We start from the raw sequence: 14,666 nt of genomic DNA, 5'->3' as shown, positions 1-14,666 counted from the left end.
TCGGATGGCGACAGCCCTGTCCCGGTCGGAGACCAGACCCCAGGCGGTCCCCCGCCGTACGTCGTACCGGTTCGGCTCGCCGCTGCGCCGGTCGCAGCGCGCGGCGGGATACCTGTTCGTGCTCCCCACGTTCGCGCTGTTCCTGGCGTTCGTGCTCTGGCCGATCCTCTACACGGCGTACCTGAGCCTGACCTCATGGGGCGGCTTCGGCGCGCCGCGGTTCGTGAACTTCGACAACTACAGCCGGATGCTGTCCGACCCGGTCGCGCGCCGGGCGATGGTGATCACGCTGGTGCTGACCGGCGTGACCACGGCGCTGCTCACGTTCCTCGGACTGGTCACCGCCGTACTCGTCAACGCTGTCTGGCCGAAGGTCGGTGTCCTGGTCCGGACGATCCTGTTCATCCCGGGCATCGTCTCGTTCGTGGTGTCCGCGGTGCTGTGGAAACTCATCTACGACCCGAACATCGGCACGCTGAACCGGCTGCTCGGGGCGGTCGGCCTCGACAGCCTGCAGCATCCGTGGCTGGCCGACCAGAAGACGGTGCTGCCCGCAATCATCGTGGTGACGGTCTGGGGCGGGATCGGTTTCACGATGCTGATCCTCTACGCCGGCCTGCAGGGCATCGACCCGAGTCTGTACGAGGCCGCGGCCGTGGACGGCGCCAACACCGTGCAGCAGTTCCGGCACATCACCGTCCCGAGCCTGCGGGTCGTCACCGGCCTGGTCGTCAGCCTCGGCCTGCTCAACGGATTCAAGGCCTTCGACGTCATCTTCGTGATGACCGGCGGCGGACCGAACCACGCCAGCGAGGTCCTCGGCACGTACCTGTACTCGCTCGCGTTCGGCTCGACGTCCGGTTCCATCCCGCAGCTCGGCTATGCGAGCGCCTTCAGCGTCGTGACGATGGTGCTCTGCACGCTTGCCGTGATCGCCCAGCTCTGGCTGACCAGGAGGGCGGACCGATGAAGCGTACGTCGTGGGTCGGCAAGTCGTTCGCCACCTTCGTGCTGGCGCCGTTCTGCGTGCTGATGGCGTTCCCGTTCGTGTGGATGCTGCTCACGTCGCTGCGTGAGCAGAACACGATCTTCAACGGACCGTTCTTCCCGCGGTCGGTCACCGGCGAGGCCTACCAGGAGGCGTGGACGTCGATCGAGTTCCCGCTGCACTTCTGGAACAGCGTCTGGATCACGTCGGTCACTGTCGTCGGGGTGCTGGTCTTCGCCACGCTGAGCGGCTACGCGTTCGCGAAACTCGACTTTCCCTTCCGCAACACCCTCTTCGTCTTATTGTTGACAACCCTGATGATGCCGTCGACGGCGCTCATCATCCCGCTCTACCTCGAGCTCAAGTCGCTCGGCCTGCTCGACACCCAGACCGGCCTGCTGGTGCTCTACATCTCCGGGTCCGCACCGTTCGCGATGTTTCTGATGCGGGCGTTCTTCCAGACACTGCCGGACGAGCTGATCGAGGCAGCCCGGGTGGACGGCGGTAGCGAGTTCACCATCTTCCGCCGGGTGATCCTGCCGCTCACCCGGCCCGGGATCGCGACCGTGGTGATCTTCCAGTTCCTCTCGACCTGGAACGAGTTCCTGATCGCCAACACCGTGCTGCGCAACACCGACTCCTTGCCGCTGCAGCCGGTGCTGTTCACCCTGATGGGTCAGTACTCCACCAACTGGCCGGCGCTCACCGCCGGCCTCACGCTGTCCGTCGTACCGGTCGTCATCGTCTACGTCCGGATGCAGCGGCAGTTCGTCGCCGGGATGATGCTCGGCGCCGTCAAGAACTAGCTCCCACCCCGAAAGAGGTCCGATGGCGATCAAGAACGTCGTGGTCAACTGCACGGACGTGCAGCGCTCGGTCGAGTACTACACCAAGTTCCTGGAGCTCCCGGTCGTCGGCGAGCCGACCGCGGAGCGGGCCGTGCTGGACGCGGTCACCGCGACCATCGAGTTGCGGGCCGTCGGCAACGGCCGCGAGCTGACCACCTGGGTCGGCGACGACCTGCAGAAGGGCTTCCGGCACGTCGGGTTCAAGGTCGACCGGCTGGACGAGCGGGCCGCCGTACTCAAGGCCGCCGGGGTCGAGTTCAAGCTGGACCCGCTCGATGCCGAGGGCAAGGTCCGGATCTGCTTCTTCTACGACCCCGACGGCACGCTGCTGGAGATGATCCAGGGCGACCTGCAGTACGCCGAGATCCTCGACACCTACGGCGTCGCCCGGGAGCGGGCGCTCGGGGTGCCGCAGCGGCCGCGGTTCGACCACGTCGCGATCACGATCGAGGACCGCGAGCGGACCAGCTCGTTCTACGACCAGCACTACGGCTTCTCGTTCATCGGCACCATCGAGCAGCCGCACGACCACCGCGGTTTCAGCATCGGCTACCTCAAGGGCGGCGACACCGTGCTCGAGGTCTTCACCTACCAGGTCCCCAAGACGTCCCGCGATCCGCAGCTCGCCGTGGCCGGCTTTGCATACGCCGAGCTCGAAGGCAAGCCTCCGGCCGATCTCGGCAACCTCGTCTCACCTGACGGCACGACCGTGTACGTCGATCCGGACGGGTTCGCGTTCGCCGTAGGCTCCGAGGCATGAACAAGGACTGGCTTCGGCCGCTCGGATCCACCGGCCTCACCGTCTCCGCCGTCTGCGCCGGCGGCAGCGGGATCGCAGGCATGCCCGCGGTCTTCGGGTACGACGTCACGCGCCAGGAGGCCGTCGACCTCGTGCTCCGCGTCTTCGACAGCCCGCTGAAGTGGATCGACACCTCCAACGGGTACGGCGACGGCGAGAGCGAGCTGCGGATCGGCCAGGCCATCAAGGAGTACGGCGGCCTGCCCGACGGGTTCCTGGTCGCGACGAAGGTCGACGCTCGCGACGGCGACTACTCCGGCGCCCGGGTCCGGGCGAGTGTCGCGGAGAGCAAGGAGCGCCTCGGCCTGGACAACCTGCCGCTGGTGCACCTGCACGACCCCGAGTTCCACGACTTTGACACCATGCGTGACGCCGTCGACACGCTGATGCAGCTGCGCGAGGACGGCGAGATCGGTCATGTCGGACTCGCCGGCGGCAACACCCGCGAGCTGTCCCGCTACCTCGACCTCGGCGGTTTCGAGGTGCTGCTCGTCCACAACCGCTGGAGCCTGGTCGACCACTCGGCCGGCGCGCTGTTCGAGCGCGCGCTCGCCGACGGGCTCGGCGTGATCAACGCGGCGATCTACGGCGGCGGCATCCTCGCGAACCCGCAGGGCTCGACGAAGTACGCGTACCGCGAGGCGCAGCCCGCCGTACTGGAGGCTGTGCAGGAGATGGACAAGGCCTGCCGCGAGTACGGCGTCGACCTCGCGACGGCCGCGCTCCGGCACTCCACCGACACCCCGGGCGTCGCCGGGACCGTGGTCGGGATCAGCAAGCCGGCCCGGGTCGACGCGCTGGTCGCTGCCATGGAAGCGGACCTGCCCGACGAGCTCCTTAACCGGTTGAGTAGCCTCCTTCCCCAAGAGCAGTACTGGGTCGAGGGTTAGGTCGTGTCCGATGGTCCCGCGCCTACTGCGCGGCACTCGGCACCTGCTCGCTACGGCTCGGGACCATCGGACACAACCTGAAGGAGACATCGTGACGAACGGCTTCCCACCCGGATTCACCTGGGGCGCGGCGACGGCGTCGTACCAGGTGGAGGGTGCGGTCTCCACGGACGGGCGCGGTCCGAGCATCTGGGACACCTTCGCGCACACCCCCGGCCGGATCTCCGACGGGACCACCGGCGACGTCGCCGACGACCACTACCACCGGTTCGCCGAGGACATCCGGCTGCTCGCGGACCTCGGGCTGACGGCATACCGGTTCTCGATCGCCTGGCCGCGGATCATCCCGGCCGGCTCCGGCGTGACGAACCCGTCCGGCCTCGCGTTCTACCGGCGGCTCGCCGAGACCTGTCTCGAGTACGGCGTCACGCCGTACGCGACCCTCTACCACTGGGACCTGCCGCAACCGCTCGAGGACGCGGGCGGCTGGCTGGTCCACGACACCGCGGAGCGGTTCCGCGACTACGCCGCCGTCACGCACGCGGCGCTCGCGGACGTGATCAAGAACTGGATGACGCTGAACGAGCCCTGGTGCTCGGCGTTCCTCGGCTACGGGAACGGCGAGCACGCGCCCGGGCGGACCGAGGGCGCCGACGCGCTGAAGGCCGTGCATCACCTGCTGCTCGGGCACGGGCTCGCGCTCGAGGCGATCCGCTGCCCGGAGGGTTCGTACGGCATCGCGCTGAACCCGGCGCCGATCCACGCCGCGTCGGACTCGGCCGCGGACCGCGACGCCGCGCGGCGGGTCGACGGGCTGCGGAACCGGCTGTTCCTGGAGCCGTTGCTGGCCGGGAAGTACCCGGCCGACGTCCTCGAGGACACCGGGATGACCGACTGGTTCGCGCAGTTCGAGGCGGACCTGCCGGTGATCGGCGCCCCGCTGGACTTCGTCGGCGTGAACTACTACTGCCCGACCACCGTGGCCGCGCCGGACGGGCCGGTCTCGTCGCCGGGCGTCCCGACGACGCAGCCGGGCAGCGAGAACGTGGTTGCCGTCGACACCGGCCTGCCGAGGACGCAGATGGGCTGGCCGATCCAGGCGACCGGGCTGCGCGACATCCTGGTCACGATCAACAAGCTCGCCCCGGACCTGCCGCTGTACGTGACGGAGAACGGCGCGGCGTACCCGGACTCGTTGACCGCCGACGGGACCGTCGAGGACGACGACCGGCTGGACTACTTCGAGCAGCACCTCACGGTCTGCCGGGAGCTGGTCGCCGAGGGCCTGCCGCTGAAGGGGTACTTCGCCTGGTCGCTGATGGACAACTTCGAGTGGGCGTGGGGCTTCAGCCGCCGGTTCGGGATCGTGTACGTCGACTACGAGAGCCAGCAGCGGATCGTCAAGAAGAGCGGGCGCTGGCTCCAGGAGTTCCTCAGCTCGTGACCGACCGGGTCGACTTCTGGTGCGGCGTGAGCTGACTGTGCAGGACGAGCGATGCGGCGCCCAATGCCGCAGCGCTCGGCCCCAGCTTCGACAGCTCGACCCGGGTCGGATGCATCGCGCGGACGAACGACAGCCGGTTGATCTCGGTCGCCGCGACCCGAACGTAGATGTCGCCGGCCTCGCTGAACCCGGGGCCGGCCAGGATGATCTGGTCCAGGTCGAGCAGATTCGTGATCGACAGCAACGCCTTGGCCAGATAGGTCGCCGACTCCTCGATCAGCTGCACGCACCGGGGATCACCGGCCGCGGCCAGCCGGGCGATCTTCGCGAAGTCCGAGCGCAACGCCGTACGGCGACCGCGCAGGGCGAGATCGTTGACCAGGGACGGGTCCTGCTCGGCGCGCTTCACGACCGCGGCCGGCGCGGCCAGGCTCTCCAGACAGCCCTGACCGCCGCACCAGCACTGCGGGCCGTTGACGTCCAGGACCATGTGGCCGATCTCGCCGACGTTCGAGGACGAGCCGCGGTAGACGTCGCCGTTGGTGACCAGGCCGAGCCCGAAACCGGCCGCCATGTAGACGGTGGCGAAGTCGTTCACCGATGGGATCCGGCCGGCCCAGAACTCGCCGATCGCGGCGCAGGTCGAGTCGTTTTCGACCACGATCGGGTGGTCGATCGCCGACTTGAGCGTGTCCCGGACGGCGAACGGCTCCCAGACGTACTTCGCCGCGTTCGTCCGCAGCAGCCGGATCCCGCCGCCGCCCTGCCGGCCGGCCAGCGCGACGCCCACCCCGACCAGGGTGGCCGGCTCGATGTTCGCCTTCACGACCAGGTCCTCGAGCTCGGTGGTGATCCGCTGGACGACCGTGGCCGGCGCGTCCCGGCCGATCCCCCGCGACGACATCTGCTCGATCACACGGCCGCTCATGTCGGTGACGACGTACGTCGTACTGGGCGTGTCGATCGAGATGCCGACCGCGTGCCGGGCACGCGGGTTGAACTGCAGCAACGTCGCGCGCTTGCCGCCGGTCGGGTCGCCGAGGCCGGTCTCCACGATCAGGCCGTCGGCGAGCAGTTGCTTCACCACCCGGGAGATCGACGCCCCGGTCAGCCCGGAACGGTCGGCCAGATCGACCCGGGTGACCGTGCCGCTGGACCGGATCAGGTCCAGGATCGCGCTGTGCGTCTCCTGCGCGGTCGCACCCTTCAGAATCTTCCCCACGTCACCGTCCTCCCTCGGCTCACCCCGCACTTTAATACACAAGGTAACAAAGTGGCATCAGCTTGACCTCAACCAATCTTGAGGTCCTAGCGTCTCGGGCTGTGAAGACGATCAGATTGCACGAGTTCGGTCCGGCGGAGAACCTGCGGTACGAGGAGGTCCCGGACCCGGTGCCCGCCGCGGAGCAGGTGCTGATCCGGGTGGAGGCGGCCGGGGTTCACCTGGTCGACACGACGCTGCGGGCCGGCACCGGCGGTGGCGGGCCGATCCCGCTGCCCGAGCTGCCGACCATCCCCGGCCGCGAGGTCGCGGGCCGGGTGGAGGCGGTCGGCCCCGGGGTCGACGAGGGGTGGATCGGCAAACGGGTCGTGGTGCATCTTGGCATGGTGCCAGGTGGGTACGCCGAACTCGCCGTCGCCAAGGTGGAGTCGCTGTACAAGCTCCCGGATCACGTCGACGCCGCCCAGGCCGTCGCCGCGATCGGGACCGGACGGACGACCGCCGGGATCCTGTCGCAGGCGCGGTTGTCAGCGGACGACGTCGTACTGGTCACGGCGGCCGCGGGTGGGATCGGCAGCTACCTGGTCCAGGCGGCGCGCAACGTCGGGGCGACTGTGATCGGCCTGGCCGGTGGACCCGAGAAGGTGCAGCTGGTCCGCGACCTGGGGGCTCACTACGCGGTCGACTACAAGAACCCGGACTGGCCGACCGACCTCAAGTCCGACCTGGGTGATCGGGCAATTACGGTCCTCCTGGACGGCGTGGGCGGCGACAACGGCCAGCGAGCCTTCGACCTCCTCGGCGTCGGCGGCCGCCTACTCATGTTCGGCTGGTCCGGCGGCGGCCCCATCCACCTGACCACCGAAGACCTCATGTCCCGAGGCCTCACAGCCACCTGGGCCATCGGCCCCAAACTCCTCCCCCACCTCCGCCCCCTGGAATCCACCGCCCTAGAAGAAACCTCCTCCGGCCGCTGGCAAGCCGTAATCACCACCTTCCCCCTCGCCGAAGCAGCCAAGGCCCACCACGCCCTCGAAACCCGAGCAACGACAGGCAAGGTAGTACTTCTCCCCTGACAACAACCAGCAAAGTCCCCCCGCGCCCACCTTCCGGTCAGAACGTGCGAACCGCCCTGCCACCAGCGAGTCGTGCCGCGCGGACGGCAAGCACCCACCCGGACAACCACCCGACGATCCTCGATCCCTAGCAGCGACGTCGCGCGGGCTTCGCAGAGATCTGTTTCACACTCGGACGACGTCACGGCCGGGCCGCGGGCGGCGTCTGGTGGGCGAACTCTCAACGTCAGGAGGACATGATGAGCAAGCCCGACCAGACCACCGTGCTGATCACGGGGGCGAACAAGGGCCTTGGCTACGAGGGGGCCCGGCGGCTCGGCGAGCTGGGCTGGAAGGTGTTCCTCGGCAGCCGCGACAAGGCCCGGGGCGAGGCGGCCGCCCAGAAGCTGGCCGCCGAGGGTGTGGACGTCGTACTGGTCCCGCTCGACGTCACCTCGGACGAGTCCGTGGCGCGTGCACTGGAACTCGTCCGCGGTCACACCGACCGGCTCGACGTACTGATCAACAACGCCGGTGCGCCGGGACACGCCGTCCACCCCAGCCAGGCGACTGCCGACGAGCTGCACCCCGTGTACGACGCCAACGTCTACGGGCCGGTGCGGGTCACCCAGGCGTTCCTACCTCTGCTGCAGGCGGCCGAGAACCCACGCGTGGTGAACGTGACCAGCGCCGGCGGCGCGTTCAGCGTCATCCTCGACCCGGACCAGCCGGTCGCCAACATGCACGAGCTTGCCTACAGCTCGTCGAAGGCAGCGATGAACATGATCACCGTCCGGTACGCGCAGGCGCTGCCGGGCATCAAGTTCAACGCCGTCACCCCTGGCGAGACCGAGAAGCACACGTTCGCGGCCACCGACATGAACAACCACCGGGGCCAGCTGACGGTGACCGAGGGCACCGACTCGATGATCCGGATGGCAACGCTCGGCCCGGACGGCCCGACCGGCACCTTCGAAGACCGCCTCGGCCCCATCGGGTGGTGACTCAGCCCTGACCGGGTGGCCTAGTCGCGGGGTGCGTACATGATCACGGCGACGCCGACCAGACAGATGGCGGCGCCGAGGATGTCCCAGCGGTCGGGGCGGAACTTGTCGACGAGCATGCCCCAGGCAAGCGATCCGGCGACGAACACCCCGCCGTACGCGGCGAGGATCCGGCCGAAGTGGGGATCCGGCTGGAACGTCGCGACGAAGCCGTACGCGCCGAGGGCGATCACGCCGCCGGCGATCCACCAGATCCCGCGATGCTCCCGCCAGCCCTGCCAGACGAGCCAGGCGCCGCCGATCTCCGCGAGTGCGGCCAGCACGAACAGCACCACCGACCGCAGGACCGTCACGGGCGCGCGACCAGGTCGGTGAACGGCAGCGGGCAGTCGGGGTCGCCGGCGCAGGTCTTGAGGTCGTCGCAGCCGGCCGCGATCCCGGCGCGCAGGCTCTCGGCGATCACGGTCAGGTCGGCGATCTTGGTTTCCACATCGGCAAGCTTCTCGCGAGCGCGCGCCTGCAGCCCGGCTCCCTCGCCGAGGCGATGCCGATGCCTGGCCGCATCGAGCAACTCCGCCACCTCGGTCAGCGTGAACCCGAGCCGCTGGGCGGCCTTGATCACCCGCAGCGTGGTGACGGCCTCATCCGGGTAGAGCCGGTGGCCGCCGAGGCTCCTTGTCGGCTCCTCGATCAGTCCGCGGCGTTCGTAGTACCGGAGGGTCTGCAGGTTCACGCCCGCAGCGGCCGCGACCTGACCCGAGCGCAGGCCATCAGCCATAACGGGTGTTCAGGGCATCCAGTACGGCGACATGCGCCGGCGGGACCGTGATGCGGAGGGTCAGGTGGGTGGCGGTCGGGGTGAGCTCGAAGGTGAAGAACGAGCAGCACTCGGTCTCGCGGGCGGTGAGGTCGGCCGTGGTCGTCTCGGCCTCGGCGGCGAGCGTGAGCTCGAGGGCGGTCGGGTCGACGCGGGTGACCGTTCTCAGGTGGTCGGCGAAGAGTTGGTCGAACTCCGCGACCCGCAGGGGTTGCTCGGCAGTTGGCAGGGTGCAGGCCTCTGGGGCCCAGTCCGTCGTACTCATGCTTCACGGTAAACCTGTACCCAAGTACAGGATGCAACTACTCGGCCCAAGTCAGCAGGTAGGCGACGGCGCCGAAGCGGATGTGGTCGCCGGGGCGGACGCGGACCGGGGTCGTGATGCGCAGACCGTTGAGGTGGGTGCCGTTCATCGAGCCGAGGTCGCGCAACATCCAGCCGTCGCCGACGTGCCGGAGCTCGGCGTGGAAGCGGGACACCGAGATGTCGGCCATCCGCAACGTCGCGCCCGGTCCGCGGCCGATGCGGACCGTCGGCGAGCCGGCAGGTGGCAGCGCGAGGCCGGGAAGCTGCACCGGCGGCGGTACGACGGTCAGCCGCGGGAGGCGGGCCAGAACGCCGCGGACCCAAGCGAGCGCGCGTGGTTCCTCACGCGGCAGGTCACGCGTCGCAGCGGCAAGCTCGCCACGGGTCTGGGCCCGCAGTACGAACGTCATCCGCCGGATGAAGGTGTCGTGCGACAACCGCCCCGAACCGGCGCCGTCGCGCAGGATCGCCAGTGCCCGGTCACGCTCCGCGTCCGACGGACGTGCCCCCTGCACCGGCACCGATGTCATCTCCGCATTGTCAGTGCCGCCCAGGGCCACTGTCCACATCCACCCCCGCACCCCACTTTGTGCATCCACCGATCGTTTTTTGGCGCGGAAAGTGGTTGGTGGGTACACAAAGTGGGGTTGAATGGCGGAATGCGACTGCCGATCATGCCGCCGGTGAAGCCGATGCTGGCCAAGCCGGTCAAGGAGATTCCGCGGGGCTCGCTGAGCTACGAGCCGAAGTGGGACGGGTTCCGCTCGATCATCTTCCGCGACGGGGACGAGGTGGAGATCGGCAGCCGGAACGAGAAGCCGATGACCCGGTACTTCCCCGAGCTCGTCGATGCGGTGAAGGCGAACCTGCCGGAGCGGTGCGCGATCGACGGCGAGATCATCGTGATCGGCGAGTCCGGCGACCGGCTCGACTTCGAGGTGCTGCAGCAGCGGATCCACCCCGCCGCGAGCCGGGTGAACATGCTGTCGGAGAAGACTCCGGCCCGGTTCGTCGCGTTCGACCTGCTGGCCCTCGGCGACGAGGACTACACCGAGCGCCCGTTCAGCGAACGTCGTACGGCGCTCCTCGAGGCGCTCGCCGACGTCGAGGCGCCGATCCATGTCACCCCGGCGACCACCGACCATGCCACGGCCGGGCAGTGGTTCGAGCAGTTCGAGGGCGCCGGGCTGGACGGGCTGATCGCGAAGCCGCTCGACGGGATCTACCAGCCGGACAAGCGGGTGATGTTCAAGGTGAAGCCCGAGCGCACCGCCGACTGCGTGGTCGCCGGGTACCGCCTGCACAAGAGCGGCCCGGACCGGATCGGCTCGCTGCTGCTCGGGCTCTACAACGACGACGGCACGCTCGCCAGCGTCGGCGTGATCGGCGCGTTCCCGCTGGAGCGGCGTAAGGAGCTCTTCCAGGAGATGCAGCCGCTGGTCACCACGTTCGACGAGCATCCGTGGGCGTGGGCGAAGCAGGAGGAAGGTGTCCGGACGCCGCGGAACGCGGAAGGCAGCCGCTGGCAGGCCGGGAAGGACCTCTCGTTCACCCCGCTGCGGCCCGAGCTCGTGGTCGAGGTCCGGTACGACCACATGGAGGGGATCCGGTTCCGGCACACCGCGCAGTTCGTCCGCTGGCGCCCGGATCGCACGCCGGAGTCCTGCACCTACGAGCAACTCGAGGAGCCGGTGAAGTTCGACCTCGCCGACGTACTGACGAGCGCAACCACCTGATGCTCCACCGCCTCTACACCCGCGCGCTGCGCCGCCAGCTCGCCGGCCTCCCGATGCCGCAGCACGTGGCGATCGTGATGGACGGCAACCGCCGCTGGGCCCGCCAGGCCGGGTACGACGACGTGCGACAGGGCCACCGCTTCGGCGCCGAACACCTGGAGACGTTCCTCGAGTGGAGTCGCGCGGCCGGGATCAGCTGTGTCACCGCGTGGGTGGCGTCCGCCGACAACCTCCGCCGCCGGGACTCGGCCGAGGTCGACTACCTGATGCAGCTCGCCGAGACCGTGATCGCCGACCACGTACGACGCGACCACCGCTGGCGGCTGCATGTCGCAGGACAGCTCGATCTGTTGCCCTCGTCAACGGCCACCGCCTTGAAGGAGGCAGTCGAGGCGACCCGCGACCGCGCCGACGCAGGCGACCTGACCATCGCAATCGGCTACAGCGGCCGCGGCGAACTCCTGAACGCCGTCCGCACCCTCCTGGACGAGGCAGCCGAATCAGGCCGCTCACTGTCGGACGTTGCCGACGGCCTGACCGAGGACGACATCCGCCGGCACCTGTACCTCCCGGAGTTGCCCGACCCCGAACTGGTGATCAGAACCAGCGGTGAGTTGCGGATGTCGGACTTCCTGTTGTGGCAGACGACGGGGTCCGACATCGTGTTCTGCGACCTGTACTGGCCGGCCTTTCGGGAGGTCGACCTGCTGCGGGCGCTGAGGACGTACGGAAGGCGGAAACTGGATCGATGCAGTTGACGGTCAAACGGCCGTCGTAGGGGCATCATGGGGGTATACCGACTGGTACGAACCGGAGGTTGCGAGATGTACGACGTCGTACTGCTCGTCGAGCAGGAACTGTCCGAGCCGGACGCGAAACGCGTCGTCGAACTGCACCAGGACATGCCCGAGCCGGTCAAGTACCACGTGCTCGTGCCGTGCCACAACGCCGAGGCCGGAGTGGAGGCGTCCATCAGCGCCCTCGGGACCGCCGACCTCTACGGACCCGGGCTCGCCACCCAGCGCCAGGACCTGGCCGAGGCGCAGAAGGCGATCGACACCGAGGCGAAGGGCTGCACCGGCCGCAGCGTGCAACGCCTGCGCGACCTGAGCCAGCACGCGGACGGCGGGATCTCCCACGACCGCCCGATCGACGCCCTGATCGCCACCGTCGACCAGGTGAACGCGCAGGAGGTCATCATCCTGACCCGCTCGCACGTCGTCGCCGAGTTCTTCCACCTGGACTGGACCAATTCCGCCCGGCGGCATCTCCGGGTCCCGGTCCTGCACCTGCTGGAGCACGACCCGCAGAAGGCGGCCAGCAACTAGTGCGGTAGCAGCGCCGCGTAGGTGACGCCGGCCGCGAGGCCGGCGATCACCAGGGAGAGGGTTGTGCGCAGAGTCTTCTCGCCGACTTTCCCGTAGTGGCGGCCGTCCTCGGAGTGGTAGGCGACCTTGAAACCCGCGTAGCCGGCCGCCAGAACCAGCGCCAATTTGATCATCGCGCCCCTCCCCTACCTCAAGCTCACGGTACCCCTAGACATTCGCCGCGGTCCCGGACTCCGTGAACTGGGTGCGGTACAGGTCGGCGTACTCGCCGTTCTGTGCCAGCAACTGCTCGTGCGTGCCCCGCTCGACGATGTTGCCGTGGTCAACCACCAGGATCAGGTCGGCGTTCCGCACCGTCGACAACCGGTGCGCGATCACCAGCGACGTACGCCCCTCCAGTGCCGTGTCCAGAGCCCGCTGCACGGCCACCTCGGACTCCGAGTCGAGATGCGCAGTGGCCTCGTCCAGTACGACGATGCGCGGTGCCTTCAGCAACAACCGGGCGATCGCCAGCCGCTGCCGCTCACCACCGGACAACCGGTGACCGCGATCCCCGACCACGGTGTCCAGCCCGTCGGGCAACGACGACACCAGCTCCCAGATCTGCGCCGACTTCAGCGCCTCGACCATCTCCTCGTCGGTGGCATCCAGCTTCGCGTAGGCGAGGTTGGCCCGGATCGTGTCGTGGAACATGTGCGCGTCCTGCGTCACGTAGCCGACCGCGTCGTGCAGCGACTGCAACGTCACATCCCGTACGTCGCTCCCGCCGACCCGGACCGCTCCACCTGAGACGTCGTACAGCCGCGCGACCAGGTTCGTGATCGTGGTCTTGCCGGCGCCGGACGGCCCGACCAGCGCGACCATCTGACCGGGGCGAACGACGAAGCTGACGTCCTCGAGAACCTGCGCGGACACGCGCTTGTCCAGCACGGCCACGGACTCCAGGCTGGCCAGCGACACCTGGTCGGCCGTCGGGTACGAGAAGGCGACATGGTCGAACTCGACACTCGCGGCGTCGGCCGGCAACGACTTCGCGCCGGGCGCGTCCTTGATCATCGGCTCCAGGTCGAGGACCTCGAACACGCGCTCGAAGGAGACCAGCGCGGTCATCACGTCGACGCGGATGTTCGAGAGCGCAGTCAGCGGACCGTAGAGCCGCCCGAGCAGCGCGACCAACGCCAGCAAGGTCCCGACGGTCAGCACCTCGCGGACCGCGAGGTTGCCACCCACGCCGTACACCAGGGCCGTGGCCAGCGCGGCGACCAGGGTCAGCGCGGTGAAGAACACCCGGCCGAGCATCGCGATCCGGATACCCAGGTCGCGGACCCGCCCGGCTCGCTCACCGAAGCCCTCGTTCTCGATCTCCGGCTTGCCGAACAGCGTCACCAGCATCGCTCCCCCGACGCTGAACCGCTCGGTCATCGCGGTCGACATGTCCGCGTTCAGCTGCATCTGCTCGCGCGTCATCGCGGCGAGCCGGCGGCCGAGGATGCGTGCCGGGATCAGGAACACGGGCAGCAGCAGGATGGCCACCACGGTCAGCTGCCAGCTCAGGACCAGCATCGCGCCGACCACGAGGATCAGGCTGATGATGTTCGACACCACGCCGGACAGCGTCGAGGTGAACGCCTGCTGCGCGCCGATCACGTCGTTGTTCAGCCGCGACACCAGCGCGCCGGTCTGGGTCCGGGTGAAGAAGGCGACCGGCATCTGCTGGACGTGCTCGAACACCTTGGTCCGCAGGTCGAAGATCAGACCCTCACCGATCCGGGCCGAGAACCACCGCTGGATCAGGCCGAGCACCGCCTCGAACACTGCGAGCAGCGCGACCACCAGAGCCAGCGCGGTGACCAGGCCGGCGTCGCCCTTGCCGATGCCGTCGTCGACGATCTTCTTGAACAGCAACGGCGACGCGATCACCAGGAAGGCCGACACGATCACGAGCAGCAGGAACAGCGTGATGTGCCACCGGTACGGCCGGGCGAACCGGAGGATCCGCCGCAACGTGCCCTTGGCGAGCTTCTGGCCGGCCACCGACGCGTCCTGCCGCCGCCAGCCGTAGGCGCCCATACCTCCGGGCATCCCACCGCCCATGGGCCGCATTCCCGACATCCGGTTCCCTCCCTGCTCTTCTCGTCAACGGTGACAACACGCGGTCACGTCCCGAACTTCCTTCGAGCAACCAATGGTTGCACATCGGCGACGAGCGCCGTACAGTCATGTGCAACC

17 protein-coding genes are annotated in these 14,666 nt (G+C 68.7%); 10 read left to right on the top strand and 7 right to left on the bottom strand.

All coding sequences use genetic code 11. From position 1 onward, the window contains the following. Window positions 1-4: 4 nt before the first annotated feature. From ACIBGM_RS33095 to ACIBGM_RS33075, 5 genes are all read left to right on the top strand, one after another. Window positions 5-970: a carbohydrate ABC transporter permease gene (locus ACIBGM_RS33095; protein ID WP_396387774.1), complete on the top strand. Its 966-nt coding sequence runs from the start codon at window positions 5-7 to the stop codon at window positions 968-970. Continuing rightward, window positions 967-1,794 carry a carbohydrate ABC transporter permease gene (locus ACIBGM_RS33090; protein WP_396387772.1) on the top strand — a complete coding sequence of 276 codons (828 nt, stop codon included), beginning with the start codon at window positions 967-969 and terminating at the stop codon, window positions 1,792-1,794. The genes ACIBGM_RS33095 and ACIBGM_RS33090 overlap by 4 nt, the downstream gene beginning before the upstream one ends. Before the next feature lie 22 nt (window positions 1,795-1,816). Then, entirely contained in the window at window positions 1,817-2,596 is a 780-nt protein-coding gene (locus ACIBGM_RS33085) for a VOC family protein (protein ID WP_396387771.1), read from the top strand. Then, on the top strand, window positions 2,593-3,525 hold the full coding sequence (locus tag ACIBGM_RS33080; RefSeq protein ID WP_360521246.1) for an aldo/keto reductase: 933 nt from the start codon (window positions 2,593-2,595) through the stop codon (window positions 3,523-3,525). Before ACIBGM_RS33085 ends, ACIBGM_RS33080 begins: the two co-directional genes overlap by 4 nt. Window positions 3,526-3,616: 91 nt before the next feature. Then, a complete protein-coding gene (locus tag ACIBGM_RS33075) occupies window positions 3,617-4,969 on the top strand; it encodes a GH1 family beta-glucosidase (protein WP_396387770.1) in 1,353 nt (450 codons plus the stop codon). Here the strand turns inward: ACIBGM_RS33075 and ACIBGM_RS33070 are convergent. Further along, complete coding sequence (locus tag ACIBGM_RS33070) at window positions 4,959-6,191, bottom strand: ROK family protein (protein WP_396387769.1); 1,233 nt, start codon at window positions 6,189-6,191, stop codon at window positions 4,959-4,961. The genes ACIBGM_RS33075 and ACIBGM_RS33070 overlap by 11 nt on opposite strands. Before the next feature lie 101 nt (window positions 6,192-6,292). On the opposite strand from ACIBGM_RS33070, the gene ACIBGM_RS33065 reads away from it, so the two are divergent. Both ACIBGM_RS33065 and ACIBGM_RS33060 read left to right on the top strand, forming a co-directional pair. Continuing rightward, the gene (locus ACIBGM_RS33065) at window positions 6,293-7,267 is read left to right on the top strand and encodes a zinc-binding dehydrogenase (RefSeq protein ID WP_396387768.1); all 975 of its coding nucleotides are present in this window, start codon (window positions 6,293-6,295) and stop codon (window positions 7,265-7,267) included. Between the two features lie 239 nt (window positions 7,268-7,506). Then, on the top strand, window positions 7,507-8,250 hold the full coding sequence (locus ACIBGM_RS33060) for an SDR family NAD(P)-dependent oxidoreductase (RefSeq protein WP_360521258.1): 744 nt from the start codon (window positions 7,507-7,509) through the stop codon (window positions 8,248-8,250). A gap of 20 nt (window positions 8,251-8,270) precedes the next feature. Here the strand turns inward: ACIBGM_RS33060 and ACIBGM_RS33055 are convergent, their stop codons facing one another. From ACIBGM_RS33055 to ACIBGM_RS33040, 4 genes are read right to left on the bottom strand one after another with little or no spacing between them, the layout of a single operon-like run. Continuing rightward, window positions 8,271-8,603: a YnfA family protein gene (locus ACIBGM_RS33055; protein WP_360521261.1), complete on the bottom strand. Its 333-nt coding sequence runs from the start codon at window positions 8,601-8,603 to the stop codon at window positions 8,271-8,273. After that, window positions 8,600-9,028, bottom strand: a complete 429-nt coding sequence (locus ACIBGM_RS33050; RefSeq protein WP_360521264.1) for a MerR family transcriptional regulator — start codon at window positions 9,026-9,028, stop codon at window positions 8,600-8,602. Before ACIBGM_RS33050 ends, ACIBGM_RS33055 begins: the two co-directional genes overlap by 4 nt. After that, on the bottom strand, window positions 9,021-9,332 hold the full coding sequence (locus ACIBGM_RS33045; protein ID WP_396387767.1) for a hypothetical protein: 312 nt from the start codon (window positions 9,330-9,332) through the stop codon (window positions 9,021-9,023). The genes ACIBGM_RS33050 and ACIBGM_RS33045 overlap by 8 nt, the downstream gene beginning before the upstream one ends. A gap of 37 nt (window positions 9,333-9,369) precedes the next feature. Next, on the bottom strand, window positions 9,370-9,903 hold the full coding sequence (locus ACIBGM_RS33040) for an FHA domain-containing protein (protein ID WP_396387766.1): 534 nt from the start codon (window positions 9,901-9,903) through the stop codon (window positions 9,370-9,372). Window positions 9,904-10,032: 129 nt separating this feature from the next. Here ACIBGM_RS33040 and ACIBGM_RS33035 point away from each other — a divergent pair, with 129 nt between their 5' ends. From ACIBGM_RS33035 to ACIBGM_RS33025, 3 genes are all read left to right on the top strand, one after another. Then, entirely contained in the window at window positions 10,033-11,109 is a 1,077-nt protein-coding gene (locus ACIBGM_RS33035; protein WP_396387765.1) for an ATP-dependent DNA ligase, read from the top strand. After that, window positions 11,109-11,867 carry a polyprenyl diphosphate synthase gene (uppS, locus tag ACIBGM_RS33030; RefSeq protein WP_360521276.1) on the top strand — a complete coding sequence of 253 codons (759 nt, stop codon included), beginning with the start codon at window positions 11,109-11,111 and terminating at the stop codon, window positions 11,865-11,867. The genes ACIBGM_RS33035 and uppS overlap by 1 nt, the downstream gene beginning before the upstream one ends. Window positions 11,868-11,933: 66 nt before the next feature. Continuing rightward, window positions 11,934-12,437 carry a hypothetical protein gene (locus tag ACIBGM_RS33025; RefSeq protein ID WP_360521279.1) on the top strand — a complete coding sequence of 168 codons (504 nt, stop codon included), beginning with the start codon at window positions 11,934-11,936 and terminating at the stop codon, window positions 12,435-12,437. Here ACIBGM_RS33025 and ACIBGM_RS33020 read toward each other — a convergent pair. Both ACIBGM_RS33020 and ACIBGM_RS33015 read right to left on the bottom strand, forming a co-directional pair. Then, complete coding sequence (locus ACIBGM_RS33020; protein ID WP_360521282.1) at window positions 12,434-12,610, bottom strand: hypothetical protein; 177 nt, start codon at window positions 12,608-12,610, stop codon at window positions 12,434-12,436. The genes ACIBGM_RS33025 and ACIBGM_RS33020 overlap by 4 nt on opposite strands. 34 nt (window positions 12,611-12,644) lie before the next feature. After that, window positions 12,645-14,549, bottom strand: a complete 1,905-nt coding sequence (locus ACIBGM_RS33015; RefSeq protein ID WP_396387764.1) for an ABC transporter ATP-binding protein — start codon at window positions 14,547-14,549, stop codon at window positions 12,645-12,647. Window positions 14,550-14,666 lie beyond the last annotated feature (117 nt).

The sequence above is a fragment of the Kribbella sp. NPDC050470 genome, assembly GCF_044458365.1.
Classification (GTDB): Bacteria; Actinomycetota; Actinomycetes; order Propionibacteriales; family Kribbellaceae; genus Kribbella.
The sequence above is the reverse complement of the archived record's forward strand: the minus strand, read 5'-3'. Positions and strand labels throughout refer to the sequence as shown.